General features: G+C 41.9%; 27 protein-coding genes. 26 read left to right on the top strand and 1 reads right to left on the bottom strand.

Features of this window, described 5'->3' with window-relative positions; translation table 11 throughout:
- Positions 1-97 precede the first annotated feature (97 nt).
- Complete coding sequence (locus tag NSS77_RS10350; RefSeq protein ID WP_342468682.1) at positions 98-388, top strand: hypothetical protein; 291 nt, start codon at positions 98-100, stop codon at positions 386-388.
- A 293-nt stretch (positions 389-681) separates the two neighbouring features.
- Here NSS77_RS10350 and yhfH read toward each other — a convergent pair whose 3' ends face one another.
- Positions 682-807 (bottom strand): protein YhfH, encoded by a 126-nt coding sequence (gene yhfH, locus NSS77_RS10355; protein WP_342468683.1) that lies wholly within the window; start codon positions 805-807, stop codon positions 682-684.
- 234 nt (positions 808-1,041) lie between these two features.
- Here yhfH and NSS77_RS10360 point away from each other — a divergent pair, with 234 nt between their 5' ends.
- From NSS77_RS10360 to whiA, 25 genes are all read left to right on the top strand, one after another.
- Positions 1,042-1,746 carry a response regulator transcription factor gene (locus NSS77_RS10360; protein WP_342468684.1) on the top strand — a complete coding sequence of 235 codons (705 nt, stop codon included), beginning with the start codon at positions 1,042-1,044 and terminating at the stop codon, positions 1,744-1,746.
- Positions 1,747-1,748: 2 nt separating this feature from the next.
- Positions 1,749-2,726, top strand: a complete 978-nt coding sequence (locus NSS77_RS10365) for a sensor histidine kinase (protein WP_342468685.1) — start codon at positions 1,749-1,751, stop codon at positions 2,724-2,726.
- 50 nt (positions 2,727-2,776) lie between these two features.
- Positions 2,777-3,550, top strand: coding sequence for an ABC transporter ATP-binding protein (locus NSS77_RS10370; protein ID WP_342468686.1), 774 nt, complete (start codon positions 2,777-2,779; stop codon positions 3,548-3,550).
- A complete protein-coding gene (locus tag NSS77_RS10375; protein ID WP_342468687.1) occupies positions 3,522-5,453 on the top strand; it encodes an ABC transporter permease in 1,932 nt (643 codons plus the stop codon). Before NSS77_RS10370 ends, NSS77_RS10375 begins: the two co-directional genes overlap by 29 nt.
- Before the next feature lie 188 nt (positions 5,454-5,641).
- Positions 5,642-6,109, top strand: coding sequence for an S-ribosylhomocysteine lyase (locus NSS77_RS10380; RefSeq protein WP_342468688.1), 468 nt, complete (start codon positions 5,642-5,644; stop codon positions 6,107-6,109).
- 172 nt (positions 6,110-6,281) lie between these two features.
- Positions 6,282-7,508: an EAL domain-containing protein gene (locus tag NSS77_RS10385; protein WP_342468689.1), complete on the top strand. Its 1,227-nt coding sequence runs from the start codon at positions 6,282-6,284 to the stop codon at positions 7,506-7,508.
- Between the two features lie 293 nt (positions 7,509-7,801).
- Complete coding sequence (cccB, locus tag NSS77_RS10390) at positions 7,802-8,134, top strand: cytochrome c551 (protein ID WP_342468690.1); 333 nt, start codon at positions 7,802-7,804, stop codon at positions 8,132-8,134.
- Between the two features lie 128 nt (positions 8,135-8,262).
- Complete coding sequence (hprK, locus tag NSS77_RS10395) at positions 8,263-9,201, top strand: HPr(Ser) kinase/phosphatase (RefSeq protein WP_342468691.1); 939 nt, start codon at positions 8,263-8,265, stop codon at positions 9,199-9,201.
- Positions 9,202-9,234: 33 nt separating this feature from the next.
- Positions 9,235-10,053: a prolipoprotein diacylglyceryl transferase gene (gene lgt / locus NSS77_RS10400; RefSeq protein ID WP_342468692.1), complete on the top strand. Its 819-nt coding sequence runs from the start codon at positions 9,235-9,237 to the stop codon at positions 10,051-10,053.
- 15 nt (positions 10,054-10,068) lie between these two features.
- Entirely contained in the window at positions 10,069-11,013 is a 945-nt protein-coding gene (locus NSS77_RS10405) for a nucleoside recognition domain-containing protein (protein ID WP_342468693.1), read from the top strand.
- Positions 11,010-11,645: a pyrophosphatase PpaX gene (ppaX, locus tag NSS77_RS10410; RefSeq protein ID WP_342468694.1), complete on the top strand. Its 636-nt coding sequence runs from the start codon at positions 11,010-11,012 to the stop codon at positions 11,643-11,645. The genes NSS77_RS10405 and ppaX overlap by 4 nt, the downstream gene beginning before the upstream one ends.
- A 1-nt stretch (position 11,646) precedes the next feature.
- On the top strand, positions 11,647-12,186 hold the full coding sequence (locus NSS77_RS10415; protein WP_342468695.1) for an acyltransferase: 540 nt from the start codon (positions 11,647-11,649) through the stop codon (positions 12,184-12,186).
- A gap of 2,520 nt (positions 12,187-14,706) precedes the next feature.
- Positions 14,707-15,870, top strand: a complete 1,164-nt coding sequence (locus tag NSS77_RS10420) for an ATP phosphoribosyltransferase regulatory subunit (protein ID WP_342468696.1) — start codon at positions 14,707-14,709, stop codon at positions 15,868-15,870.
- Positions 15,867-16,493: an ATP phosphoribosyltransferase gene (hisG, locus tag NSS77_RS10425; RefSeq protein ID WP_342468697.1), complete on the top strand. Its 627-nt coding sequence runs from the start codon at positions 15,867-15,869 to the stop codon at positions 16,491-16,493. The genes NSS77_RS10420 and hisG overlap by 4 nt, the downstream gene beginning before the upstream one ends.
- A gap of 15 nt (positions 16,494-16,508) precedes the next feature.
- Positions 16,509-17,786: a histidinol dehydrogenase gene (hisD, locus tag NSS77_RS10430; protein WP_342468698.1), complete on the top strand. Its 1,278-nt coding sequence runs from the start codon at positions 16,509-16,511 to the stop codon at positions 17,784-17,786.
- 3 nt (positions 17,787-17,789) lie between these two features.
- Positions 17,790-18,395, top strand: coding sequence for an imidazoleglycerol-phosphate dehydratase HisB (gene hisB, locus NSS77_RS10435; protein ID WP_342468699.1), 606 nt, complete (start codon positions 17,790-17,792; stop codon positions 18,393-18,395).
- On the top strand, positions 18,392-19,024 hold the full coding sequence (gene hisH / locus NSS77_RS10440; RefSeq protein ID WP_342468700.1) for an imidazole glycerol phosphate synthase subunit HisH: 633 nt from the start codon (positions 18,392-18,394) through the stop codon (positions 19,022-19,024). Before hisB ends, hisH begins: the two co-directional genes overlap by 4 nt.
- Positions 19,025-19,783, top strand: a complete 759-nt coding sequence (gene hisF / locus NSS77_RS10445) for an imidazole glycerol phosphate synthase subunit HisF (RefSeq protein ID WP_342468701.1) — start codon at positions 19,025-19,027, stop codon at positions 19,781-19,783. It abuts the gene before it with no gap.
- Positions 19,780-20,427 (top strand): bifunctional phosphoribosyl-AMP cyclohydrolase/phosphoribosyl-ATP diphosphatase HisIE, encoded by a 648-nt coding sequence (hisIE, locus tag NSS77_RS10450; RefSeq protein WP_342468702.1) that lies wholly within the window; start codon positions 19,780-19,782, stop codon positions 20,425-20,427. Before hisF ends, hisIE begins: the two co-directional genes overlap by 4 nt.
- Positions 20,428-20,544: 117 nt before the next feature.
- On the top strand, positions 20,545-22,080 hold the full coding sequence (locus NSS77_RS10455; protein WP_342468703.1) for a tetratricopeptide repeat protein: 1,536 nt from the start codon (positions 20,545-20,547) through the stop codon (positions 22,078-22,080).
- 61 nt (positions 22,081-22,141) lie between these two features.
- Positions 22,142-23,092 (top strand): thioredoxin-disulfide reductase, encoded by a 951-nt coding sequence (gene trxB / locus NSS77_RS10460; protein WP_342468704.1) that lies wholly within the window; start codon positions 22,142-22,144, stop codon positions 23,090-23,092.
- A 251-nt stretch (positions 23,093-23,343) separates the two neighbouring features.
- A complete protein-coding gene (locus NSS77_RS10465) occupies positions 23,344-23,835 on the top strand; it encodes an 8-oxo-dGTP diphosphatase (RefSeq protein ID WP_342468705.1) in 492 nt (163 codons plus the stop codon).
- Positions 23,828-24,709: an RNase adapter RapZ gene (rapZ, locus tag NSS77_RS10470; RefSeq protein ID WP_342468706.1), complete on the top strand. Its 882-nt coding sequence runs from the start codon at positions 23,828-23,830 to the stop codon at positions 24,707-24,709. The genes NSS77_RS10465 and rapZ overlap by 8 nt, the downstream gene beginning before the upstream one ends.
- A gap of 16 nt (positions 24,710-24,725) precedes the next feature.
- Positions 24,726-25,670: a YvcK family protein gene (locus NSS77_RS10475; RefSeq protein WP_342468707.1), complete on the top strand. Its 945-nt coding sequence runs from the start codon at positions 24,726-24,728 to the stop codon at positions 25,668-25,670.
- A 36-nt stretch (positions 25,671-25,706) separates the two neighbouring features.
- Entirely contained in the window at positions 25,707-26,654 is a 948-nt protein-coding gene (whiA, locus tag NSS77_RS10480; RefSeq protein WP_342468708.1) for a DNA-binding protein WhiA, read from the top strand.
- Positions 26,655-26,662 lie beyond the last annotated feature (8 nt).

The raw sequence follows: 26,662 nt of genomic DNA on the forward strand, positions 1-26,662 counted from the left end.
GTTCAGATAATAAGAAAAGGCTGGAATGATATACACATCTGAAATGAAAAAGCCTGTGAAATTTTACATTTCGTAAAAATTTCACAGGTTATCTTTTTTGGAGATAATTTATGGAATAGAACCGAAACTGCGCGACCCCATACCCATCGATTCCTTTTTCGTTACGCTTCTTGATAAATTCTATACTGAATTTGATTCTAGAAAAATAATTGATGGAAAAAATTATGTGTTAAAGGATGGTATCATTGTTTTAGATGTCAGATCTTATCTTGCAGGCAGTGGTATAGCACCATTATCAATTACTTCCCGGTATGAAACAAAACCATTTTTAGGCAGTCCGAAAATATTGTCAGAACAAGTCATTATAAATGCAGGAAAAGATAAATGATTGTCAACTTATTAAGCAGTACAGACCATAAAAGTTTGTGCTGTTTCTTTTTTGTGAAATAAACATGAATCATGAATGACTGTTAAAATCAAAAGCTGAAAAAATAAACGGCTTAAGTTCTCCAAAATTGAAAACTTAAGCCGTCAAACATTTTACTATGACAAAAAACAGTGAATAAGTTTTTATATCTGCGACAGTTTGTTGAGCGATTTAATTTAATGTTAAGCGATTTAATATTAAGTTCATTTCATAGGTCAGGAGCGCATTACTGTTATATTATGCAACGATTATGATTAATGTGTGCTGCATTTGTCACATGTATTTGTGTAGCATTCACTTTGTTCTTCAATTTTTTCGCCGCATTTAACACAGATTTTTTCAGGCAAGTTTCTGAAGAACTCAACGATATTTTCTAACATGAGGGGACCTCCTTGTGGACTAACTGTTTTATAATACCTGTTTGTATTTGTAATTGTATTATAACAGTTTGGATTCGTCAATAGGAATTTGCCCATTTATAAAAGTAACCTGTGACATTTTTGTGAAATAATATGAGGAAATTAACAAAATGGAACGGAAAGAGGGCCATTAAATGACCGTAGCCCATTTTTTGATAAAATAGAATTAGATGTTTCCGTTAGGGGGGAAGGAGATTGGAAAGTACGCGAATTTATATCATAGAAGATGATTATAAAATCGCTTCGTTACTGGCTGAAATGTTAAAAAAATATCAATATGAAGTGGAAATCGTCAAAAACTTTGATGAGATTATAGAAGAATGCCTTGCATTTTCACCGCATCTCATATTGCTTGATATAAACCTGCCTTCTTATGATGGCTATTACTGGTGCAGACAATTGAGACAATATACAAAATGTCCGATCATCTTCATTTCTGCCCGTTCCGGGGAAATGGACCAGGTTTTCGCATTGGAGAATGGCGGCGATGATTTTATTACAAAACCATTCAACTATGAAATCGTATTGGCAAAAATCAAAAGCCACTTAAGAAGAACTTACGGGGAATATTCATCAAGACAAGAAGAACGGACTGTTCAATTGGGGCAATTGACGCTTTATTTGGAACGGATGGAGCTGCATGTAAAAAATGAGGAAATTCCATTACAAAAAAAGGAGTGTGCCATTTTAAACCTGCTCATGAGGGAGTCACCGAAAGTGGTGTCCAGAGAGAAATTGCTGGAAGAGCTATGGGATGACCAGGCCTTTGTTGATGAAAACACATTAAATGTAAACATGACCCGCGTCCGGAAAAAACTTGCCGAATATGGTGTCCAATCCGCCATTGAAACGGTTCGCGGCGCCGGTTATCGATTCGTTTTACATCCGGAGGAAAAATAGGTATGGGATTAAAACTATTCTTGAAAGAAAACATCTTCTTTATCATTTTCCAGTTGCTCGTCGATCTTTTTATTTTGTCGTTGTACTGGCTGGACGGCTTCCGTAATTTGGATACGGCTGTCTATTCCATCGTGATCAGCATGGTTCTGATTGTTTCCTTTCTTGCCGTACGTTATACGCTGCGGAGAAATTTTTTAAATAAAATATCCAATTTGCCTGTTTCGATGGATGATGCCCTTCAAAAAAATGCGAAAACAGCGGAGCACCTTCAAACAGAGGCATATTTGCAGGAATTGTATCGGCATTATCAACATGAAGTGCAAAACCTTTATGCAAAACAAAACAGACAGGAAAAGTTTTTGAATCAATGGATCCACCAAATGAAAACTCCCATTTCTGTTATAGAACTGTTGCTGCAGGAAGAGGAGATCGATAAATCGAGCATCCAGGAAGAAGTCGACCGGTTGAAACGGGGCATTGAAATGGTTTTGATGAGTGCCCGGATTGAAAAATTTGAAGAGGATATGCAGATTGAGCGGGTGAACTTAAAAGAGATTGTCACTGCAACAATCAACGACAATAAGCGTTTATTTATTACAAATCATGTATTCCCGATGATCGACATTGACGAAAACATAACCGTTGCAACGGATTCCAAATGGCTGAAGTTTATGCTCGGTCAATTCATTACGAACGCCGTGAAATATACCTTTGAACCAAATAAAAAAGTAAAAATTTATGTGGAAAAAGATGGGACAAAAACGGTTTTATGTGTGCAGGATGAAGGGATCGGCATTCCAAAATCCGATTTATCCCGGGTGACCAAACCGTTCTTTACTGGTGAAAATGGCCGGAGAACGGGGGAATCCACCGGTATGGGATTGTTTTTGGCGAAGGAAATTTGCGGGAAATTGGGCCATGAACTTGTGATTGAATCGGAAGTTGGAAAAGGAACAATCGTCAAAGTGGTTTTTTCATGAATGGAAGCAAGAATGATTGGAAGATTAATTGCTAAAAAGAGGGAACTTTTATGCCAATTTTACAAGTAGTGGATGTTACAAAAGTATATGAAGGAAAGGTTACGAACCGCGCATTGAATCAGTTGAGTTTTGATGTGGAAAAAGGCGAATTTCTGGCGGTCATGGGGCCCAGCGGAAGCGGGAAAACAACTTTGCTGAATATCATTTCAACGATTGATAAGCCGACATCGGGCGAAATCATTTTTAATGGCACAAAGCCGCATCTTTTTAACAAAACGGAGCTTGCTTATTTCCGCAGAAGGGAACTTGGATTTATCTTCCAGGATTTTAACCTGCTTCCGATGTTGACGGTCGAAGAAAATATCGTATTGCCCCTTACGCTGGACAATCAGCCTGTTGCATTGATGAAAGAGCGCGTAAAAGAGCTGACAGAAAAGTTGGGATTGTCCAGTGTCCTAAATAAAAGACCGGATGAATTATCCGGCGGCCAAGCACAACGGGTGGCGATTGCAAGAGCCCTCATTCATAAACCGTCCATTATTTTGGCCGATGAACCGACAGGGAATCTTGACTCCCACAACTCAAGAGAAGTGCTTGAACTGTTAAGCAAAATCAACAAAGAAAGAAATGCAACCATCATCATGGTCACCCATGACCCGATTGCCGCAAGTTTCTGTGACCGGGTGCTTTTTATCAAAGACGGTGAATATTTTAATGAAATTTACCGGGATGACCGAAGACAAACGTTTTTCCAACGCATACTAAACGTCTTGAGCCTGTTGGGGGGAAGAGTCGGTGACCTTTCATCAATTCGCTTACCGTAACGTGATCCGCAATTTCCGGATCTATGCGGCCTTTTTTATGGCCAGTTTCTTTTCCGTCTTTGTGTTTTTCATCTATTCGATGCTGATGTTTCATCCGGAAATCGACGACGGGTATTTGGGAAAAGTGCCGATTGGCGGGTTGGTATTTGCGGAAATGATTTTGGTTCTGTTTTCATGGTTCTTTATTTTTTATTCCATGAAAGCATTTTTGGAGTCGAGGGCGAAGGAGTTTGCCATTTTGCTCCATTTGGGCATGGAGAAACGGCAGCTCAGCAAGCTGATCTTTTTGGAAACGATGATTATCGGAAGTCTGTCCATTGCTTGCGGCATCTTGTTTGGCTACGCCTTTACGAAATTTTTCTTTATGATTGTCCGGGAAATTTTGATGCTGGAACAGCTGCCCCTATATTTGAAATGGGAGCCTTTCGTTTTGACGATCGCTGTATATTTCAGCGCCTTTGTCATCATCTCCATCATCAGTGTCAACTTTTCCCCGGAGAGAAAGATTATTGATTTATTGAAATGGTATCAATCTTCCAATATTGACGATCAATATTCCAAAAAGCGTGCCATTTTGGCAATCGTGTTATTGGGAATTTCATATGTTTTGGCGTTGCTTACGAATCGGGTGAACTTTTATCCATTTGTCGTATTATTGCCGATTCTCATCACGATTGGAACTTATTTGTTCTTCACAGATGCGATCCAATGGTTCGTCCGGTTTATGAAAAGCAGAAAAAACTTTTATTGGAAAAAATCGCGAATGTTGTCCATTGCGGAACATACGGTGATTTTGAAAAACAACGGGAAAGTGTATTTTGTGGTGACGATGGTTTCGGCAGCGGCTTTTCTATGCATCGGGCTGCTTGCGGCTTTGTCTTCCTACACGTCCCAATACGACAAATTCAATCCATTGGGGTTGATATACAAAGGGCATATCGATAATCCTTATGAAAAACAGCATATTACATCCATTGTGAACGAATTGGAAGAGAAAGGGCTATCCTATCATATGGCCCGTTTTGAAGTGAAAAAACAAACCTCTTCTTTTACGAATTACGAGGTGGAAGTGTTTAAAGAATCGGATATCAACAGTTTGCTGTTTTCCTATGGGTATCCGATGGTGCAGCTGGACAGTGGGGAAGGGATGTTTATTCCTTATTCGGAAGAATCGATTAAAAAACTGTCCAGAAGAACGGTGAATACCGTATTGAAGGAAAATGACCTGCCAATTACCATCGACCAGGTGTATCCAAAATTGATTTTTCCAAGTTCCATTGTCAGTCCAAACTCGATCATTATCAGCGATGAAGATTTTTCCCGCTTGAAAAATCCGTATAACGGCTATCCGCGGGTGGAGCCGGGATATCATTTGTTCGCTTTTGATATTCCCCAATGGCTGGAAGCGCAGGATGTGGGATTGTCCATCTATCAGCAGGTGTTGAAAGAATATAGCAAAAAACAGTATCAGCTGCCTTTTTATTTTGAAAATGCGGGGTTGAATTATTCCTATGTTTTATCGATGTATTCGCTGTTCACCCTGGCAGGTTTGTTGGTTGCCGGAGTGTTTTTGCTGGCGGCCGGAAGTTTCATCTATTTTAAAATTCATACAAATTTGGACTCGGAAAAACGGAAATTCGACGTGTTGAAGCGGATGGGCATAACCGACAGCGAAATTAAGAAACTCGTGACAACCCAATTATTCCCGCAGTTTTTCTTGCCCTGGGGAGTGGCGATGGTCCATAGTTTGTTCGCTTTCTTGGCTTTGCAAAACATTTTAAAAGACATTGCCAATATCTCGATCGTAAAGGAAATTATATTCGCTTTTTCTTTCCTGATTTTATTGCAAGTGATTTATTTCTACTTGATCCGCTGGCGATTTATTGCCCATGTGAAAAATTAAGCGATGGATTGCGGCAAGTTCGGTATGGCATTGAAACAACCTGCCAACCGCACCTATTGAGATGCGTGAGGCCGAAAAAGTTTGGAAATGGCCGATTGAAGGCCGGTTTCATAGAAAAGTGACAGAATAAAGGGAAAGCAGTACAATGAATTTATTGAAAACGCTATTTGAGAAAAGAGGGAAGTACGATGAAAAAAATGAATGTGGAAAGTTTCAATTTGGATCATACAAAAGTGAGTGCGCCATATGTGCGTTTAGCGGGCGTGATTGAAGGAAAAAATGGGGATGTGGTGCGGAAATACGATCTCCGTTTTAAACAGCCGAATAAAGATCACATGGAAATGCCGGCACTCCATTCCCTTGAACATTTAATGGCTGAAAATATCCGCAATCATACAAATCAAGTGGTGGATTTAAGTCCGATGGGATGCCAAACCGGATTTTACCTCACAATGATCAATCACGATAATTATGAAGAAGTGCTGGACATTTTGGAAAAAACCCTGAACGATGTGTTGAATGCGACAGAAGTTCCCGCATGTAATGAAGTGCAATGCGGCTGGGCGGCAAACCACAGCTTGGAAGGGGCAAAACAATTGGCCAAAGAAATGTTGGAAAAACGGAATGAATGGTCAAACATTTTTCAAGAAGAATAAACATTTCGGAAGTATCATCTTTTCGGATGATACTTTTTTTAAACCTAATAAGACCAATTTCCCTCGGATTTAACTGGTAAATTTTAGTACTTTGAAGTGATTTTATAATTTACTATAATTGGATATTATTGAAATAGTTACTAATTTTTTGAAGTGAAGTGAGGCCATCGATGTGGAAGTATTTGTAGGACGGCAGCCAATTTTTAATCGGAATGAAGAGGTCGTTGCTTATGAATTATTATATAGAAATAATGATGCCAACCGTTTTGAGAAAGTGGATTCAGATAGTGCAACCATGCAAGTATTGAAAAATTCAGTGTTTTCGATTGGCATGGAAGAACTGACGAATGGATTGCCCGGATTTGTGAATTTTACGGAAAGATTATTGATGAGTGACATTTTTGATATCATCGATCCTGCCACATTTGTCATTGAAATATTGGAAAATGTTCCGATTACACAAAAATTGATCGATCGGATTATCGAGTTGAAAAAACGGGGTTTTACGATTGTATTGGATGATTTTGTTTTGCAGCAAAATATAGAAGATTATAACCTCATGTTCCCGCACATCGACATTATCAAAATTGATTTTTTAAGCACTTCAAAAAATGAAAAATCGCTGATTGAAGAACGGGTAAGAAATCACTTTCCACGCATCCGGTTGTTGGCGGAGAAAGTCGAAAACCGCAGTCAATTTGAAGAAGCGAAGGCGGCAAATTATTCATTATTCCAAGGCTATTTTTTTGAGCAGCCACAGATTATCAAAACGACGGATATCCCATTAAACACCCTGAATTTTTTCCAATTGATGTGCATTTTGAAGAAAGAGAATCCTGACATCAAAGAACTTGCCGAAAAAATTGAACAAAATGTGACACTCACATATAAGTTGCTCCGGCTGATCAACAATATTTCCGGAAAGCAATTAAAAGTGCGTTCCATTCAGGAGGCCATCACGATGTTTGGCTGGATGGAGCTTAAAAAATTTCTGTATTTATTGGCCGTTCATGAAGAGCGGCTGGAAGAGACGTCGGATGTTGAAATCGAATTGATGAGAACTTCCATATTGCGTGCAAAAGCATGTGAAATGTTGGCAAGAAAAAAGAATAAAGAAAATTATCCGGAGTATTATTTTGTCGGCATGTTTTCACTGATTGATGCCATCTTGCACAGACCGATTCAAGCCATTGTACAACAATTGTCGTTTTCGAAAAAGGTCATTGAAACGATTTGCGGAAAGGAAACGGAAATGACAATTTATTTACAATTAAGCACGGCCCTTTCGAAACTTGATTTGGATCTGGCGGCGAAATTGGCAAAAGAATTGGGCATCGGAACGAAGGAATTATGGTATATATACAGAACCGCTTTAGATTATTCGAAAAAATCTTTTTGACGAACCGTTCAAAGTTGCGCGAATAGGATTCAATTCTTTGTCCACAATATTAATTACTGAACCTTCGAAGACAATTGAATAAGACAAAAATTATATCAAAATAATTTTATTCGTTTGTGAACGGTCTTTCACAAAGAATTCACAAAGATGAAACAATTGCCGAAAGCGTTGAAAATATTGGCTTTTGCCTTGTTTTCTAAGCTTTGGTGAAAAGACCAAATGTTTCTTTCTTCAATCATTTTGATATAATGAACTTGTATTGCAAATTTTTATTACTTGGAGGGGTTCAAGAAATGAAAAAAGCATGGTTAGCACTACTATTAGGGTCCGCGCTTGTACTTGGAGCTTGTGGTGGCGGAGACGACACTGCTGACGGAGGTTCAAACGGCGACACTACTGCAGATGCAAGCAAAGGCGAAGAGCTAGTTAAGAAAAACTGTACTTCTTGCCATGGTGAAAATTTGGAAGGTATGGGCAATACGCCTGCATTAAATGACGTTGGTTCAAGATTATCTGAAGAAGAAATCTTAGATGTCATCAACAACGGTAAAAATGCCATGCCTAAAGGTTTGCTTTCAGGTGAAGATGCTGAAGTTGCTGCTGCTTGGTTGGCACAACAAAAATAATGAAAAATTAAAAGCGTTTACATTGGAAAAAATTAGGGGGCGTTGCAAGTGCGTCTCCTTTTTTATTTTGGTTAAGTATACTATAATGCTAAAATAAATACATATGAGAAAAAAGGTGGGAGAGTGGAATGGCACAAGTTACAACAAAAGATGTAATGGAAAAATTTGATTTAAAGCTTGTCAGCGGTCATGAAGGGATCGGCCGGTATATTACAACAAGCGATATTTCAAGGCCTGGATTGGAGATGGCCGGGTATTTTACCCATTATCCTGCAGACCGCGTGCAGCTGATTGGAAGAACCGAGTTATCTTTTTTTGAAATGCTCCCTCCGGATTTAAAAAGAGAACGAATGATGAAATTGTGCTCACAGGAAACGCCGGCAATCATCATTTCAAGAAATATGGAAGTGCCGCAGGAATTGATCGATGCTTCCAATCACAACAATGTGCCTGTACTTGTCACTTCCATGAAAACGACAAGATTCTCGAGCAGGCTGACAAACTTTCTGGAAAGTAAACTGGCTCCATCTACGGCCATTCATGGCGTATTGGTGGATGTTTATGGAATCGGTGTATTGATTATCGGAAAAAGCGGTGTAGGGAAAAGTGAAACCGCTCTGGAGTTAATTAAGAAGGGCCATCGTTTGGTCGCGGACGATTGTGTGGAAATACGCCAGGAAGCCGAGAATTTATTGATTGGAAGTCCGCCGCCATTATTGGAGCATTTACTGGAAATTCGGGGAATCGGCATCATCAACATCATGACTTTGTTCGGCGCAAGCGCTGTTCGTCCATATAAACGCATTACATTGATCGTGGAGCTGGAAACCTGGGATCCAAATAAAACATACGACCGTTTGGGCCTGGATGAAGAAAAAATGAAAATCATTGATACGGAAATAACAAAATTGACGATTCCGGTACGGCCAGGACGAAATGTTTCCGTAATTATTGAAGTGGCAGCGATGAACTATCGTTTGAAAAAAATCGGCATCAATCCTGCATTGGAATTTTCTAGAAGGTTGGACGAGGTCATTGCAATGCATGATGAAATAGATGAATATTAATTATGGGAGATTATGGTGTTGGAAGGAGTTCATATGGATACGATTTTGTTAGCAATTGATCCGGTTGCCATAAGCATTGGTCCACTCACTGTCCGGTGGTATGGCATTATCATTGTCACAGGCATCATCCTCGGGTATATCGTTGCCCAGGCTGAGGGGAAAAAGCGCGGATTACCTGAAGATTTTTTCGGGGATTTGTTGTTGTGGGCGGTGCCGATTTCAATCCTTTGCGCCCGCCTCTACTATGTCATCATGAAATGGGATTATTACGGTGCAAACCCTGGGAAAATCATTGAAATCTGGAATGGCGGGATTGCCATCCACGGGGCATTGATTGGTGCGATCACGACCGCGTATATTTTCTGTCGTGTGAGAAAAGTGAGCTTTTTAAAGGTTGCGGATATTGCGGCTCCAAGCATATTGATTGGCCAAATCATCGGTCGCTGGGGAAATTTCATGAATCAGGAAGCTTATGGAGGTCCTGTATCCCGTGAGTTTCTTGAAAATTTATTTTTGCCGGATTGGCTGATAGAACAAATGTACATCCATGATTTGGGTACATATGTTCATCCGACTTTCCTCTATGAATCCGCATGGAATTTTGTCGGGCTCATCATTTTACTGTTGTTCAGAAAAGCCAATTTGCAACGTGGGGAAATTTTCTTCTCCTATTTAATTTGGTATTCCATTGGCCGGTTTTTTATCGAAGCTCTGCGAACAGACAGTTTGTATTTGGTTGGGGATTTGCGCTCAGCCCAAGTCGTTTCGATCACATTGATCATCGTCGGTTTTGTTTCGATATTCTATCGCCGGTGGAAAGTTCGGCCAGTCGTTCGTTATCTAGATAAATAGAAAGGAAAATGGGAAATGTCTACGTTAAAAAAGGGGTTCGTCGCAGGCGGCCAAACCGCTTGGTCATTAAGCAAAGTCATTTTTCCGATTACATTTATTGTTACGATTTTACAATTTACACCGGTTCTGCCTTGGCTTATCCATATCATTGAACCGTTGATGGGGATACTCGGATTGAGCGGGGAGGCGGCAATTCCGCTTGTTCTTGGAAATTTCCTGAACTTGTATGCAGCCATTGCGGGGATTTTGTCCGTTGATCTTACCGTAAAAGAAGTGTTTATTCTTGCGGTGATGCTTTCCTTCTCCCACAATATGTTTATCGAAACGGGCGTCGCCTTGAAAGTGGGGGTAAAGCTTTGGGTGGTACTCGCGGTGCGCTTTGGATTGGCGATCCTTTCCGCCATTGTGATCCGTTTTGTTTGGAACGGCGGTGGAGAGATGGCCCATTATGGATTGGTTCCTACCCAAACTCCGGATCCGAACGGCTGGGGGGAAATTTTATTTTTGGGACTTGAAAAAGCGTGTTACGGAATTTTGCAATTGTTGATCATTGTAATTCCTTTGATGATCATCGTGCAATTTTTGCGCGACTATCATTTCTTGGATAAATTATCGAATGCATTGGCTCCGGTGACGAAAGTGATTGGCGTAAAGCCAAACGCTGCCATGACATTGGTTGCCGGTTTAGTCATCGGCTTGGCTTACGGGGCAGGTGTGATGATTCAATCTGTCAAAGAGGATGGCGTGAGCAAAAAGGACGCCACGTTATGCTTCATCTTCTTGGTCGCTTGCCATGCGGTGATTGAGGATACGCTCATCTTCGCGCCGTTGGGGGTACCAATTTTATATTTGTTGTTGATTCGACTGATTACAGCATTTGTTTTGACAATCATTGTGGCTTATATTTGGAATAGGGCAGATCTGAAGGCATTAAACAAGGAAGTGGCACAAACAGAATGAAAGCTTTACTATTTGATTTCGATGGAACATTATTAAATACAAATGAATTAATTATCCGGACATTTATGCATGTATTAAACGACAAATTTCCTGGGCAATATTCGCCGCAAGATTGCATCAAATTCATTGGTCCGTCATTAAAAGAGACATTTGAACAAATTACGCCAAATGAAGTCGATGAAATGATCGCGAAATATCGCGAGTGGAACCATGCCTATCACGACCAATATGTGAAAGAATTTGACGGCGTGAATGAAACGTTGGAACAATTGAAACAGGAAGGACATAAATTAGCCATCGTTTCCACGAAAAAAAAGGAAACGATTGAACGTGGTCTCAAATTGATGAAAGCGGAGCATTATTTTGATTTTTGGATCGGCTTGGAAGATGTAAGCAAGGTAAAACCGGATCCGGAGCCGGTCTTGTTGGCATTGGACCGCTTGAAAGTGCCGAAAGAAAAAGCTTTAATGATCGGGGATAATTATCACGATATTTTGGCGGGAAAAAATGCGGGTGTTAAAACTGCCGGAGTGGCTTGGTCAATCAAAGGGGAGGATTATTTGAGACAGTTCCAGCCGGATTATATGTTGCATCACATGTCCGACTTACTAACGATCGTGAAGGGGTTGTAATATGCGGAGAACTGAAAGGTACCAGGTTCAAGGAGGCGCCAACTCTTTATGGCATGTTTATAAAACCGTATCCTTTTGGAAGGTTGTCAAATGCTTTATCTTTATTCAAATCGGCCGGATCACGCCATTTATGGGATTGAAAAATTGGATTTATCGCACCTTTTTGAAAATGAAAATCGGGAAGAAAACGTCCCTTGCATTGATGGTCATGCCTGATACGATGTTCCCGGAGCGCATAACCATCGGCGACAATACCATTATTGGGTACAATACGACGATTTTGGCTCATGAGTATTTGATCGATGAGTACCGCTTGGGTGATGTGAAAATCGGGAATGAAGTGATGGTTGGTGCAAATTCAACGATTTTGCCGGGAGTGGAAATCGGTGATGGCGCGATTGTTTCGGCAGCGACTTTGGTGAATAAAGATGTTCCTGCCGGAGCAATGGTGGGAGGAAACCCGATGCGCATCATTTACACGGCGGAAGAAATGGCGGAACGGAAAAAGAAAAGACAAATGAAGGGGGATGGGGCTGTATAGAAAGAAGTGCTTTCTAAACAGCCTTTTTTCGTATATTGGATGATTTGCGGATATCCTTCTTTCGTAAAGTCTAAAGTTTGCGACTGGCGGATAAGTTTGCGAACTTGGCGGATATGGCGCTGGAAACGGCGGATTCTTACGCAAGTTTGGCGGATATCCTTCTTTCGTAAAGCCAAATTGTTAGGCTTGGCGGATAAGTTCGTGAATTTGGCGGATATTAGGTTGGATATGGCGGATTCTTGCACAAGATTGGCGGATATCCTTCTTTCGTAAAGCCAAATTGTTAGGCTTGGCGGATAAGTTCGTGAATTTGGCGGATATTAGGTTGGATATGGCGGATTCTTGCACAAGATTGGCGGATATCCTTCTTTCGTAAAGCCAAAATTTTACGATTGGCGGATAAATTCACAAACTTGGCGGATATTAGGCTGGAAATGGCGGATTCTTACGCAAGTTTGGCGGATATCCGTCTTTCGTAAAGTCTAAAGTTTACGATTGGCGGATAAGTTCGCAAATTTGGCGGATATGGCGCTGGAAATGGCGGATTCTTGCGCAAGTTTGGCGGATATTCTTCTTTCGTAAAGCCAAAATTTTACGATTGGCGGATAAATTCACAAACTTGGCGGATATGGCGCTGGAAATGGCGGATTCTTACGCAAGTTTGGCGGATATCCGTCTTTCGTAAAGTCTAAAGTTTACGATTGGCGGATAAGTTCGCAAATTTGGCGGATATTAGGTTGGATATGGCGGATTCTTACGCAAGTTTGGCGGATATTCTTCTTTCGTAAAGCCAAAATTTTACGATTGGCGGATAAATTCACAAACTTGGCGGATATGGCGCTGGAAATGGCGGATTCTTACGAAAGATTGGCGGATATCCTTCTTTCGTAAAGCCAAAGTGTTAGGTTTGGCGGATAAGTTCGCGAACTTGGCGGGTATGGGGCTGGAAACGGCGGATTCTTGCGCAAGTTTGGCGGATATCCTTCTTTCGTAAAGTCAAATTGTTAGGCTTGGCGGATAAGTTCGTGAATTTGGCGGATATTAGGTTGGATATGGCGGATTCTTACGCAAGTTTGGCGGATATCCTTCTTTCGTAAAGTCTAAAGTTTACGATTGGCGGATAAGTTCGTGAATTTGGCGGATAAGTTCGTGAATTTGGCGGATATTAGGTTGGATATGGCGGATTCTTGCGCAAGTTTGGCGGATATTCTTCTTTCGTAAAGCCAAAATTTTACGATTGGCGGATAAATTCACAAACTTGGCGGATATTAGGCTGGAAATGGCGGATTCTTACGCAAGTTTGGCGGATATCCGTCTTTCGTAAAGTCTAAAGTTTACGATTGGCGGATAAGTTCGCAAATTTGGCGGATATGGCGCTGGAAATGGCGGATTCTTGCGCAAGTTTGGCGGATATTCTTCTTTCGTAAAGCCAAAATTTTACGATTGGCGGATAAATTCACAAACTTGGCGGATATGGCGCTGGAAATGGCGGATTCTTACGCAAGTTTGGCGGATATCCGTCTTTCGTAAAGTCTAAAGTTTACGATTGGCGGATAAGTTCGCAAATTTGGCGGATATTAGGTTGGATATGGCGGATTCTTACGCAAGTTTGGCGGATATTCTTCTTTCGTAAAGCCAAAATTTTACGATTGGCGGATAAATTCACAAACTTGGCGGATATGGCGCTGGAAATGGCGGATTCTTACGAAAGATTGGCGGATATCCTTCTTTCGTAAAGCCAAAGTGTTAGGTTTGGCGGATAAGTTCGCGAACTTGGCGGGTATGGGGCTGGAAACGGCGGATTCTTGCGCAAGTTTGGCGGATATCCTTCTTTCGTAAAGTCAAATTGTTAGGCTTGGCGGATAAGTTCGTGAATTTGGCGGATATTAGGTTGGATATGGCGGATTCTTACGCAAGATTGGCGGATATCCTTCTTTCGTAAAGTCTAAAGTTTACGATTGGCGGATAAGTTCGTGAATTTGGCGGATATTAGGTTGGATATGGCGGATTCTTGCGCAAGATTGGCGGATATCCTTCTTTCGTAAAGCCAAAATTTTACAATTGGCGGATAAATTCACAAACTTGGCGGATATTAGGCTGGAAATGGCGGATTCTTACGCAAGTTTGGCGGATATCCGTCTTTCGTAAAGTCTAAAGTTTACGATTGGCGGATAAGTTCGCAAATTTGGCGGATATGGCGCTGGAAATGGCGGATTCTTACGCAAGTTTGGCGGATATCCGTCTTTCGTAAAGCCAAAATTTTACGATTGGCGGATAAATTCACAAACTTGGCGGATATGGCGCTGGAAACGGCGGATTCTTACGCAAGTTTGGCGGATATCTAACTTTGAAAGAGGAAATTTTCATTGATCCAATCAAGCGAAAGATAAAAATTTCCTAAAAGCCCCTTTTATGAATTGACTATTTTTTAATAGTTCGATACAATGCTTTCATATACTAATTCTCTAACTCTCTAATACTCTAGCATACTAAAGTAAATGTAATAGGAAGTGTGTATATATGTCATCCATCAAAAAATTTGAAAAACCCCTTGGAATGAGAGATACATTCCCTCGAATTTATGAAAAAATGGAGAGGGCAAGGCAAATCGGGCGCCAAGTCTTTCGTTCAAGGGGATTTGATTTTATCGAAACGCCTACATTGGAATATTACGATACTGTCGGAAAAGCGTCCGCCATCTCTGATTCCTTCTTATTCAAATTGGTGGACAGCCAAGGAAATACCCTTGTTTTGCGTCCGGATATGACAACGCCGATTACAAGGGTGGCCACATCCAAATTGTTGAAAGAAAAAATACCGCTACGGCTTGCCTATTCAGCCAATGTGTTCCGCGCACAGCAAATGGAAGGCGGAAGACCGGCTGAATTCGGACAAATGGGCATTGAAATTATTGGAGATAAAACGGTTTTTGCTGATGCGGAAGTGATCATAACAGCGGTACAATTAATGAAAGAGTTGGGCATCGAGTCGTTCAAATTGACGATTGGGCATGCAGGCGTACTCCATGATATTTTGGACGATTATACAGATCATGATTATCAGCGGGAAATTTTGCGGAATTTGCTTGTGGAGCGCAATTATGTCGGATTCGAAGAGGCGGTGCATGAATTTGATTTGCCGGCAACGAAAGCCAATGCGTTGCTTGAGTTTATCAATGAAGCAACAAATCTGTCTTCCATTGAAGATATGGAAAAATACGTGCGCAAAAACGACGGTATCGAATATATGAAACAACTTTCCAAATTAATTGATGCATACGATCTTTCCCAATATGTGTCATTCGATTTTACCCTCTCAAGCCATATGAGCTATTACACGGGCATGCTGTTTGAAGTATTTGCATCGGGCAGCGGTTTCCCGTTAGGCAATGGCGGCCGTTATGACGGTTTGTTGCATTTGTTTGGAAGTGACGTGGGAGCCACTGGATTCAGCATCCGCATCGATCGGCTGCTTGAAGTGTTGCCGAAAGAAGAAGTGGAAGAAGAAACCGTCTGCATTTTATTTGATGACGAAGATTTTATCAAGGCATTGGATCTTGCATCCACATTAAGGGAACAGGGAGCCCGTGTAACGGTCCAATCCAAAAAAGGGTTAATGAATAAAGAAGCATTCACGAAACTGTTTAGTCGGGTTGTTGATTTGAGCCAGGAGGAAGCACAATGAGTAGCGAATTGACGATTGCCATGCCAAAAGGGCGGATTTTCGAAGAAGCATATCAAATGTTGATTGAAGCAGGATTCAAGCTGCCGGAAGAAGTGGAAATGTCGAGAAAATTGATGATTGAGATTCCGGAAGAAAATATCCGCTTTATTTTAGCGAAACCGATGGATGTGCCGGTTTATGTGGAACATGGGGTTGCGGATATCGGCATTGCGGGGAAAGATGTGTTAATGGAACAGCAGCGGAATGTCCATGAACTGTTGGATTTAAAAATTAGCAAATGCCATATTGCATCAGCGGGATTGCCGAATACGCAAATGGATGAAATCGCCCCGCGCATCGCAACAAAATATCCCAATATCGCGATGAATTATTATAAAGGCATTGGCGAGCAAGTGGAAATCATCGAATTGAACGGTTCCATCGAACTTGCGCCGATGATCGGCCTTGCAGATCGCATCGTGGATATCGTGTCAACCGGCAGAACGTTAAGGGAAAATGGGTTGGTGGAATATGAACATATCGCCGATGTATCATCCCGCCTAATTGCCAACCCGGTAAGTTATCGGATGAAAAATGAACGCATACAAGAAATCGTATCCCGATTGAAGAAAATTGTGAAGTAAAGGGAAGGTTGCCAAATGAAGATTTCCAAGTTAACCAAAAACATTTCTTTGAAAAGAGAGCTTGAGAACGGAAATGAAGAACAATTGAAAACCGTGCGCCAAGTAATCGCGGACGTTCGGGAAAATGGGGATGCAGCGATCCGCAAATATACGGAGATGTGGGACAAAGTCGTCCTCTCTGATTTCCGGGTGACAGAAGAAGAAATCAATGAAGCCCTTCAAAACTTCGACCCGCAATTGAAAAAGGACCTGGAAGAAGCGGCGGACAATATCCGCAAATATCATGAAGCGCAAAAGCGGGAAGGCTATACATTGCCTTTGGCTGACGGTTCGTACCTTGCCCAACGGATTGTTCCGTTGGATTCGGTGGGATTATACGTGCCGGGGGGATCTGCAGCCTATCCTTCTTCTGTATTGATGAACGTGATTCCTGCCCAAGTGGCCGGGGTGAAACGGATCGTGATCACCTCCCCTTGCGGCAAAGACGGAAAACTTCCTCCTGCCGTGCTTGTTTGCGCGAGCATTTTAGGGGTGGAGGAAATCTATAAAATCGGCGGCGCCCAAGCCATTGCCGCACTCGCCTATGGAACGGAATCCATCGCCTCTGTCGATAAAATCACAGGTCCCGGAAACATTTTTGTGGCCCTTGCGAAGCGAGAAGTATTCGGCCAAGTGGCGATTGATATGATTGCCGGACCAAGTGAAATTTGCATCCTTGCCGATGACTCCGCCTACCCTGATGAAATTGCGGCGGACTTATTGAGCCAAGCGGAGCACGACACGCGGGCTTGCGCGATTTTAATCACAACGAGCGAAAATTTGGCCAATGCGGTCAGCGAACAAGTGGAAGAGCAATTAAAACAACTTCCAAGAGAGAATATTGCGCGAGCGTCCATTGAAAACTTCGGCCACATTTATATTGCGGAAACAATGGATCAGGCGGTGGATGCGGTGAACACCCTTGCTCCTGAACACTTGGAGATTGTGACAGAAAATGCGGAAGAAGTGAGCAAAGGGATCCGCCATGCAGGAGCCATCTTCCTTGGACGGTACAGTTCGGAACCGGTGGGTGATTACTTTGCCGGCCCGAACCACGTACTCCCTACAAACAGCACGGCGCGTTTTGCCAGCGGATTAAATGTGGATGACTTTATTAAAAAGACAAACATCATTTATTATTCGGAAAAAACTTGGGAAGAGAATGCGCCGAAAATTGCGAGACTTGCCCGGATGGAAGGGTTGGAAGCCCATGCGAGAGCCGTGGAATCGCGCGGTTGGAAGAAAGGAGAATAATCAATGACGCAAGCCAAAAAACGATTTGCCCAAATCGAACGGACAACGAAAGAAACCCAAATCAAAGTGGAATTTTATCTGGATGGGGAAGGAAAAGCGGAAGTTGATACCGGTGTTCCTTTTATGGACCACATGCTTGATTTATTTATGAAGCACGGCTTGTTCGACGGTAAAATTGTGGCGAATGGGGATACGCATATCGATGATCACCATACGACGGAGGATCTCGGCATCGTTTTGGGACAAGCGGTGAAAGAAGCCCTTGGGGATAAACGGGGCATCCGGCGATACGGAAACGCCTTTGTGCCGATGGATGATGCTTTGGCCCAAGTGGTGGTGGATTGTTCCAACCGCCCGCACTTGGAATACCGTGTGACGCCGGAATTGAAACCAAAAGTGGGAACATTCGATACGGAATTGGTCCATGAATTTTTATGGAAGTTTGCTTTGGAAGCGAGAATGAACGTGCATGTGGTTGTCCCTTATGGCCACAATACGCACCATATCATTGAAGCCATTTTTAAAGCCCTTGCCCGCGCAATTGATGATGCGGTACAAAGCGATCCGCGGGTCAAAGGAGTACCTTCAACGAAAGGACTACTCGCATGAAAATAGGTGTTATCGATTACGGAATGGGAAATTTATTCAGCGTGACGCAAGCGCTAAAAAAATTAAATGCAGAAGTGATTCTGTCTTCCAAACCGGAAGAATTGAGAGAAGCCGATGCGCTCATTTTGCCTGGAGTAGGCGCTTTTCCGGATGCGATGAAACGATTGCAGGAAACCGGGCTTGACGGGTTTATCCGCAACGAAGTCAAAAATAATAAGCCCCTCCTTGGCATCTGTTTGGGAATGCAGCTTTTGTTTGAAGAAAGTGAAGAAGTTGCTCCGACCAATGGCTTTGGTTTCTTTGAAGGCAAAGTTGTCCGCTTTTCCGGTATTTCAGAAAAAGGTGAAAAATACCGGGTTCCCCATATGGGATGGAATTCATTGACATTCCATTCGGTTCCCGATTGGTTGAAAGGGGAACAATTGCCGGAGGACAAGCATGTTTATTTTGTCCATTCTTATTATGCAAACACCGACTCCCCTCAAGTGGTGGCTACTGCCGATTATTTTGGCGTTCAAGTTCCCGGCATTGTTCAAAACGGCAATGTTTGCGGCATGCAGTTCCATCCTGAAAAGTCAGGGGGATTCGGCGTGTATTTATTGAAAAAGTGGCTGCAAGGGGTGAAATAAATGTTGACGAAACGGATCATACCTTGTTTGGACGTAAAAGACGGAAGGGTCGTAAAAGGCATTCAGTTCGTAGGATTAAGGGATGCTGGTGACCCGGTGGAACTTGCAAAGTATTATGATGGGCAAAGAGCCGATGAGCTCGTATTTTTGGATATTTCCGCATCCTACGAAGGCCGGCAAACGATGGTGGATGTCGTGAGAAAAACAGCTACGGAAGTATCCATTCCTTTTACGGTGGGCGGCGGCATCCGCACATTGGATGATATGAAACGGATTTTGCGGGCAGGTGCGGATAAAGTATCCGTCAACACTTCCGCCATCGAAAGACCGGAATTGATCAAAGAAGGGGCGGATTTTTTCGGCTCCCAATGCATCGTAGTCGCGATTGATGCCCGTTACAGCGATGAAGATGGCACTTGGATGGTATATACCCATGGCGGCCGGAACAAAACGGATTGGACCGCTGTGGAGTGGGCAAAAAAAGCGGTGGAGCTTGGAGCTGGTGAAATTCTGCTCACAAGTATGAACAAAGATGGCGAAAAGTCCGGGTTCGACTTGGCTTTGACGAAAGCCGTACGAGATGCGGTGACAGTGCCGGTGATTGCAAGCGGCGGAGCAGGAAACAAGGAACATTTCCGCGAAGTGTTGCAAGATGTGGATGCGGATGCAGCCCTTGCAGCTTCCATTTTCCACTATAAAGAAACAAGCGTGCCTGAAGTGAAGGCGTACTTACGAGAAAAAGGAGTCTGTGTCAGATGATTGAAATAGAAAATTTGAAATTCGATGAAAAGGGATTAATTCCCGCCGTTGTGCAAGATGCACGTTCAAAACAAGTGTTGACCGTTGCTTATATGAATAAGGAATCCCTTCAAAAAACGATCGAAACTGGGGAAACGTGGTTCTATTCCCGTTCACGCGGTGAACTTTGGCACAAAGGAGAAACAAGCGGCAATACGCAAAAGGTCATCTCCATCACAACCGATTGCGATCAGGATGCGTTGGTGGTTGAGGTTGTTCCGGCAGGTCCCGCTTGCCATAAAGGGACAACTTCCTGCTTTACGGAAACCGTTGTTGAAAACGGACATGTCGGCAGTGTCGGCATCATTCCGGAATTGGTGGAAATCATCAAGAAACGGGAAGAAGAAATGCCTGAGGGTGCCTATACAACTTACTTATTCACTGAAGGAATCGATAAAATCTGCAAAAAAGTCGGTGAAGAGGCGACAGAAGTGGTCATCGGCGCAAAAAACCGCAATCCGGAAGAAGTGAAATGGGAAGCGGCCGATTTGATTTACCACTTGCTTGTACTATTGCAAGAGCAGAAAATCAGCGTGTATGATGTATTGGATGTGTTGGTGGAGCGCCATAAGCAAAAAAGGGCCAGCACAAAAAATACAAAATAAATTCAACAATCGAATAAGCATTTGAAATGACGATTGTTGGAAATGTGATATAATAAAGTGGATTAATAAAAGGAACGTTTCTAAAACGTTCCTTATTTATTGTCTTGGAGGTTCATTTTGGAAAAGAAACAACAAAAAGAGAACAATAACATCGTTTCGTTCATTCCAGATGGAGAATATTATTTCAACAAAGCAATCAAAGCCTTGGAAAAGGACCAAATGGATCGGGCGTACAAATATATGAAAAGAGCAGCGGAATTGAGCCCGGATGATGCGCATGTGTTAATGCATTACGGGCTGTTGGAAATGAACGCTCAAAATTTTGAAAAGGCTTATGAATTAATACACACCGCATATTGCATGGAACCGGACGAACCGGAACATGTTTATTATTTGGCAGAAGTATCAGGTTATTTGGGCTTGATGAATGATGCGAAAAAATATGCGGAAAAATATTTGGAACTTGAGCCTGATGGATATTACGCATGGGAAGCAAAAGAAATCATCGATTACGTCCATTTCGAGCAAAATGAAATTGACGATTTTGATGAAGAGGATTCATTTGAACAAATCATTATGCAAGAAAAAGCCCGCCGCTTGATGGAAGAAAAGCAATTCCATGAAGCGATTGAAGTGTTGGAAAATCTTGTTGATCAATATCCGGAACTTTGGCCAGCCTATAACAATTTATCTCTCGCTTATTTTTATGTAGGGGATTTGGAACAATCGAAAGCCATCCTGAATCATGTCCTCCGGGAAAATGTCGGAAATCTGCACGCGCTATGCAATTTAACGATCATCGCTTATTACGAAAAAGATGAACCGGCGCTTCATTATTTGGTGGACGTGTTGAAAAAGGTGCATCCTTTCGATTTTGACAGCCGATATAAACTGGGTGCCACGTTGGCGCTGATTGGCGAATATGATTTGGCATACAAATGGCTCCATAGCATGTCAAAGCGGATGATGCCGAATGATCCCGGTTTTTATTTTTGGTTAAGTCAAGCCGCATACTTCTCAAATCATGTGAAAGAAGCGGAAAGAGCCTGGGAAATGCTGACCCAGCTGGATCCTTCAAAAAACGGCATGGAACCGTGGAGACACATCAAAAGAAAAGAACTGTCCGAAATTCCGACACTCGATCAAAATCGGGACTACATTATCAAGAAAATCAGCAGCAATTATTCCGCCCACCGGATGTTCGGCTTTTTCCTGCTAGGCAAATCGGCATTTAAACAGGAGATCATCTCCCATCCGAAATTAATTGATTTATCCAAATATAACGGATTGGAAAAGCTTTGTTTAGCTTATGCATTGAATCATCAATTCAATATGAACAATAAAGTGGAAAAAAATTTTATCCGCCTGATCGCCGTTGCAGAGGAACTTTTCAACAATGTTGAAGCATTGACTCTCGAAATCCAGCATCTGTTCCAAATGTGGTTCGTACTCAGCGAGAAAGCGTTCTTGAACGGTTACGAATTCAAAAATGTGAAAGCCCTGACCGCCGCAGTGGAATATATGTATTATTCAACGGTCAGTTCAAAGAAAATCACGAAAAAACAATTTGCAAAAAAATATGGCATAACGGTCTCCACATTGACAAAGTATGTAGACCAATTACTGGAGTTTTTGCCATTTAATGAAGAATAGGCAAATTAATTGAAGTTTCATTTTGGTTTCACTACATTAAAGGTAGTTGGGAGGAATAGAAATGGCAGAAGAAAAAATTTATGACGTCATTATCATCGGTGCAGGGCCTGCAGGAATGACCGCAGCGGTATACACATCCCGCGCAAACCTTTCCACTCTGATGTTGGAACGCGGAATCCCCGGCGGACAAATGGCGAATACGGAGGAAATTGAAAACTATCCAGGTTTCGAATCCATTTTAGGTCCGGAATTGTCCACAAAAATGTTTGAACATGCGAAAAAATTCGGAGCGGAATATGCTTACGGCGACGTTTCCGAAGTGATTGACGGAGAAGAATTCAAAATCGTCAAAGCAGGTTCAAAAGAATATAAAACCCGTGCCATCATCATCGCGACAGGTGCCGAATATAAAAAATTGGGCGTTCCCGGCGAAAACGAACTTGGCGGACGCGGTGTAAGCTACTGTGCGGTTTGTGACGGAGCATTTTTCAAAGGAAAAGATCTGATCGTTGTCGGCGGCGGGGACTCAGCTGTCGAAGAAGGCGTTTATTTGACGCGCTTTGCAAATAAAGTGACCATTGTGCATCGCCGGGATAAATTGCGTGCCCAAAAAATCCTGCAAGATCGTGCATTCGCCAATGAAAAAGTGGACTTTATCTGGAACCACACAGTGAAGCAAATTAATGAAAAAGATGGAAAAGTGGGAAGTGTAACGCTGGTTTCAACAGTGGACGGTTCAGAAAAAGAGGTTCCATGCGACGGAGTCTTTGTTTACATCGGCATGTCGCCATTGACTGCACCTTTTAAAAATCTCGGCATTTTAAACGAGCAAGGGTATGTTGTAACGAACGATAAAATGGAAACATCTGTGAAAGGCATTTTTGCGGCAGGGGATGTGCGTGAAAAAACGTTGCGTCAAATCGTAACAGCAACAGGGGACGGAAGCATTGCAGCCCAAACTGCGCAACAATATGTGGAAGAACTGAAAGAAAAATTAGTAAAAAACGGGTAATGAGAAATTAACTTTATTGTAACTTTTTCCACCGTAAAAATGGGGTATAATAAAAATAGAATTTAACCCCCCTTTAGTTAGTTTTTAGTTGTTTCCATTTTTGGAAACAACTTTTTTTTTGAAGATTCTACGAAAAGCCTTCTAATCATAAATTCTAAATTATAGATTGTTTATTAAGGTATTGTTTTGTAACGGAATGAACAGTCACGGTATAATAAAAGTAGGAGTAACAAAGATTTGGGGTGTGGATTATGCAGAGAATTGCCAACTTATTAGCAATACAGGATGGACAAGTTCTTCTTCTGAAAAAACCCAGAAGAGGATGGTATGTAGCTCCCGGAGGAAAAATGGAGAGCGGAGAATCCATATTAGAAGCGGCGGTAAGGGAATTTCAAGAGGAGACGAATGTTACTCCTAAAAATGCCCATTTAAAAGGGGTATATACAATTGTCATCAAAGAAGACGACCAAGTCATCGATGAATGGATGCTATTTACCTTTGTCGCAACAGGTGTTGAAGGGACTCCTGACAAGGAAAACAGGGAAGGCATTTTGGAATGGCGCCCAATCGAAGACCTTCACCATCTTCCAATGGCGGAAGGTGATCGGAAAATCCTGTTGTTTAGTGCGTTAAATAAAGGAATTCAGTACGGAACTTGCGTATATACAAAAGATTACGAATTGATAGAGGCAAAATATCAGTCTTCGATGGAATTAATCGAAGGAGATGAAATTTATGGATGATAAAGATGGAAAAGAATATGAATATGAATTAGTGATCATCACAGGAATGTCCGGTGCCGGAAAAACAGTGGCAGTGCAAAGCTTTGAAGACATGGGCTATTATTGCATTGATAACTTGCCACCCAAATTGTTGACAACTTTTTTGGCGTTGATGAAACAATCGAAAAAAAGAATTTCAAAAATTGCCGCAGTCATGGACATGCGCGGCGGGGAATTCTTCAATTCCCTCATTGATGCCCTGGATGCGTTGGAAAAAGAAAAAAGCGTAAATACGCGGGTATTATTTTTGGATGCAGACGATCAGACGCTTGTCCGAAGATATAAGGAAACGAGACGGCAACATCCGTTGGCTCCCGGTGGGCTGCCTCTTGAAGGAATCAAAAAAGAAAGGGAAATGCTCTCAGAATTAAAAGGCAGAGCCCGTTACATTTACAATACATCAAAAATGAAACCGCGGGAGCTTCGTGAACGTATTACTGAAGAATTTTCCCTTTCGTCCAGTCCGAAATTTTCAATAAATGTTGTATCTTTTGGATATAAAAACGGGATTCCTATTGATGCGGACTTGGTTTTTGATGTAAGATTCTTAAATAATCCTTATTATGTTGAAGAATTGAGAAATAAAACGGGATTGGACCAGGAAGTTTACGATTATGTTTATAACACGGCTGAAACAAAAATTTTAATCAAGAAATTGGAAGACTTATTTGATTTCATCATTCCACAATATATCAAAGAAGGGAAACCGCAATTGGTGATCGCCTTTGGCTGCACAGGCGGCCAACATCGTTCGGTTACATTAACTGAATATTTTGGAAAATATTTTAGCAAGAAATATCATACGGAAGTAACCCACCGGGATATTCGTTCTTAAAGAGAGGATTGTTTGGATGGAAAAACTGAATATTGTAGTCATCGGAGGAGGGACCGGATTATCGACCATTTTACGGGGGTTGAAACTTTATCCCTTTCATATAACCGCCATTGTCACGGTGACCGATGATGGGGGATCTTCAGGGAGACTCAGGGATGATTATGACATTCCTCCTCCCGGGGATATCCGCAATGTCATTGCCGCTTTATCTGATACGGAGCCGTTGCTGGAACAAATGTTTCAATACCGCTTTTCAAATTCCCAGGACTTGGGCGGACATTCCTTGGGAAATTTGATGCTGACCGCATTAACCGACATCACCGGTGATTTTTTTAGTGCCATCATTGAGATGAGCAAAGTATTAAATGTGCATGGAAAGGTCATTCCATCCGCAAATGCAAAAGTCAATTTGCATGCAGAGTTGTTGGACGGCCGGATTATTCAGGGTGAATCGAAAATCCCATTGTCCAACAAGCGGATTAAACGCGTTTTTTTAGTACCGGAAGATGTGAAGCCCCTTCCTGAAGCAATCAATGCAATCAACAGCGCGGATGTCATATTGATCGGTCCAGGAAGTCTTTATACGAGTATCATTCCGAATTTATTGGTGAAAGAAATCGGAGAAACCATTGTCCGATCCAAAGCAAGAAAAATTTATATTTGCAACTTGATGACTCAACAAGGGGAAACCAATCAGTTTCAGGCGGCGGATCATGTGAAAGCGATTTATGACCATGTCGGCACACCTTTTTTGGATGCCATATTAGTCAACAGCAACGATTTGCCATCCCCCATTAAAGAAAACTATAAAGAACGAAACGCAGAACCGGTCAGAGTAAATGAAGAAGAATTAAAAAAACTGGGGTTAGAAATTATTAAAAAAAATATTGCCACAATAAAAAATGGTGCTGTTCGGCATGAGGGAAAAGCCATTGCGGAATGGCTGCTCGAATATTCATGAAAAAAAGCATGGTCAAGGATGAGAGGGGGGGCTTGAATGTCATTTGCATCGGAAACGAAGAAGGAATTGACTCAAATTGAGGCAAACGATCAATGTTTAAAGGCTGAGGTCTCTGCCATTATCCGAATGAATGGCACATTATCCTTTTCAAGCAAACAGCTGATCTTGGATGTGCAAACGGAGAATGCAGCCATTGCCAGAAGAATTTATACGATTATCAAGAAACTTTATCCATATAATGTTGAACTCTTGGTCCGCAAAAAAATGCGCTTGAAAAAGAATAATGTTTACATTTGCCGCATTCGTGAAGGTGCGCGCGAGATTTTGAACGATCTTGACATATTGCAGGGAGAATTCCAGTTAAATCATTCAATTTCCAACTCCTTATTAAAAACAAGCAATCAAAAAAGGGCATACTTGAGAGGCGCTTTTTTGGCGGGAGGATCTGTCAATAACCCTGAAACCTCTTCCTATCATTTGGAAATCTATTCAATGTACAAAGAACACAGTGAAGCATTGGCACATTTGATGAATGAGTTTAACTTGAATGCCAAAACCATCGAACGGAAAAAAGGGCATATCACTTATTTGAAAGAAGCGGAGAAAATTTCCGAATTTCTTGGCTTGACCGGCGCCTTCCAAGCGATGCTGAAATTTGAAGATGTCCGGATTCTTCGCGATATGCGGAACAGCGTCAACCGGATCGTCAATTGTGAAACGGCCAATTTGAATAAAACCATTGGCGCTGCCTTAAGACAAGTGGAAAATATTAAATTTATCGATCAAACCATCGGAATCGACCAACTGCCGGAAAAATTGCGGGAGGTGGCAAGACTCCGCATTGAACATCAAGATGTGACGTTGAAAGAATTGGGTGAGATGATTTCAACGGGGACAGTCAGCAAATCCGGAATCAACCATCGCTTGAGAAAAATTGATGAAATTGCCGAAAAGTTACGCCGAGGCGAAAAAGTGATAAAATAATTCAAAAG

Origin of the sequence: Ureibacillus sp. FSL K6-3587, from assembly GCF_038593165.1 — a bacterium.
In the GTDB taxonomy this organism is placed as follows: domain Bacteria; phylum Bacillota; class Bacilli; order Bacillales_A; family Planococcaceae; genus Ureibacillus; species Ureibacillus suwonensis.

Excerpts from the sequence above, each read along its gene's own strand:
- NSS77_RS10415 (WP_342468695.1), top strand. The coding sequence starts at position 11,647 with ATGCGGAGAACTGAAAGGTACCAGGTTCAAGGAGGCGCCAACTCTTTA.
- hisIE (WP_342468702.1), top strand. The coding sequence starts at position 19,780 with ATGATTGAAATAGAAAATTTGAAATTCGATGAAAAGGGATTAATTCCC.
- ppaX (WP_342468694.1), top strand. The coding sequence starts at position 11,010 with ATGAAAGCTTTACTATTTGATTTCGATGGAACATTATTAAATACAAAT.
- NSS77_RS10380 (WP_342468688.1), top strand. The coding sequence starts at position 5,642 with ATGAAAAAAATGAATGTGGAAAGTTTCAATTTGGATCATACAAAAGTG.
- hisD (WP_342468698.1), top strand. The coding sequence starts at position 16,509 with ATGAAGATTTCCAAGTTAACCAAAAACATTTCTTTGAAAAGAGAGCTT.
- NSS77_RS10420 (WP_342468696.1), top strand. The coding sequence starts at position 14,707 with ATGTCATCCATCAAAAAATTTGAAAAACCCCTTGGAATGAGAGATACA.
- rapZ (WP_342468706.1), top strand. The coding sequence starts at position 23,828 with ATGGATGATAAAGATGGAAAAGAATATGAATATGAATTAGTGATCATC.
- NSS77_RS10405 (WP_342468693.1), top strand. The coding sequence starts at position 10,069 with ATGTCTACGTTAAAAAAGGGGTTCGTCGCAGGCGGCCAAACCGCTTGG.
- NSS77_RS10465 (WP_342468705.1), top strand. The coding sequence starts at position 23,344 with ATGCAGAGAATTGCCAACTTATTAGCAATACAGGATGGACAAGTTCTT.
- lgt (WP_342468692.1), top strand. The coding sequence starts at position 9,235 with ATGGATACGATTTTGTTAGCAATTGATCCGGTTGCCATAAGCATTGGT.
- hprK (WP_342468691.1), top strand. The coding sequence starts at position 8,263 with ATGGCACAAGTTACAACAAAAGATGTAATGGAAAAATTTGATTTAAAG.
- NSS77_RS10365 (WP_342468685.1), top strand. The coding sequence starts at position 1,749 with ATGGGATTAAAACTATTCTTGAAAGAAAACATCTTCTTTATCATTTTC.
- hisB (WP_342468699.1), top strand. The coding sequence starts at position 17,790 with ATGACGCAAGCCAAAAAACGATTTGCCCAAATCGAACGGACAACGAAA.
- hisH (WP_342468700.1), top strand. The coding sequence starts at position 18,392 with ATGAAAATAGGTGTTATCGATTACGGAATGGGAAATTTATTCAGCGTG.
- hisF (WP_342468701.1), top strand. The coding sequence starts at position 19,025 with ATGTTGACGAAACGGATCATACCTTGTTTGGACGTAAAAGACGGAAGG.
- whiA (WP_342468708.1), top strand. The coding sequence starts at position 25,707 with ATGTCATTTGCATCGGAAACGAAGAAGGAATTGACTCAAATTGAGGCA.
- NSS77_RS10475 (WP_342468707.1), top strand. The coding sequence starts at position 24,726 with ATGGAAAAACTGAATATTGTAGTCATCGGAGGAGGGACCGGATTATCG.
- cccB (WP_342468690.1), top strand. The coding sequence starts at position 7,802 with ATGAAAAAAGCATGGTTAGCACTACTATTAGGGTCCGCGCTTGTACTT.
- NSS77_RS10370 (WP_342468686.1), top strand. The coding sequence starts at position 2,777 with ATGCCAATTTTACAAGTAGTGGATGTTACAAAAGTATATGAAGGAAAG.
- yhfH (WP_342468683.1), bottom strand. The coding sequence starts at position 807 with ATGTTAGAAAATATCGTTGAGTTCTTCAGAAACTTGCCTGAAAAAATC.
- hisG (WP_342468697.1), top strand. The coding sequence starts at position 15,867 with ATGAGTAGCGAATTGACGATTGCCATGCCAAAAGGGCGGATTTTCGAA.
- trxB (WP_342468704.1), top strand. The coding sequence starts at position 22,142 with ATGGCAGAAGAAAAAATTTATGACGTCATTATCATCGGTGCAGGGCCT.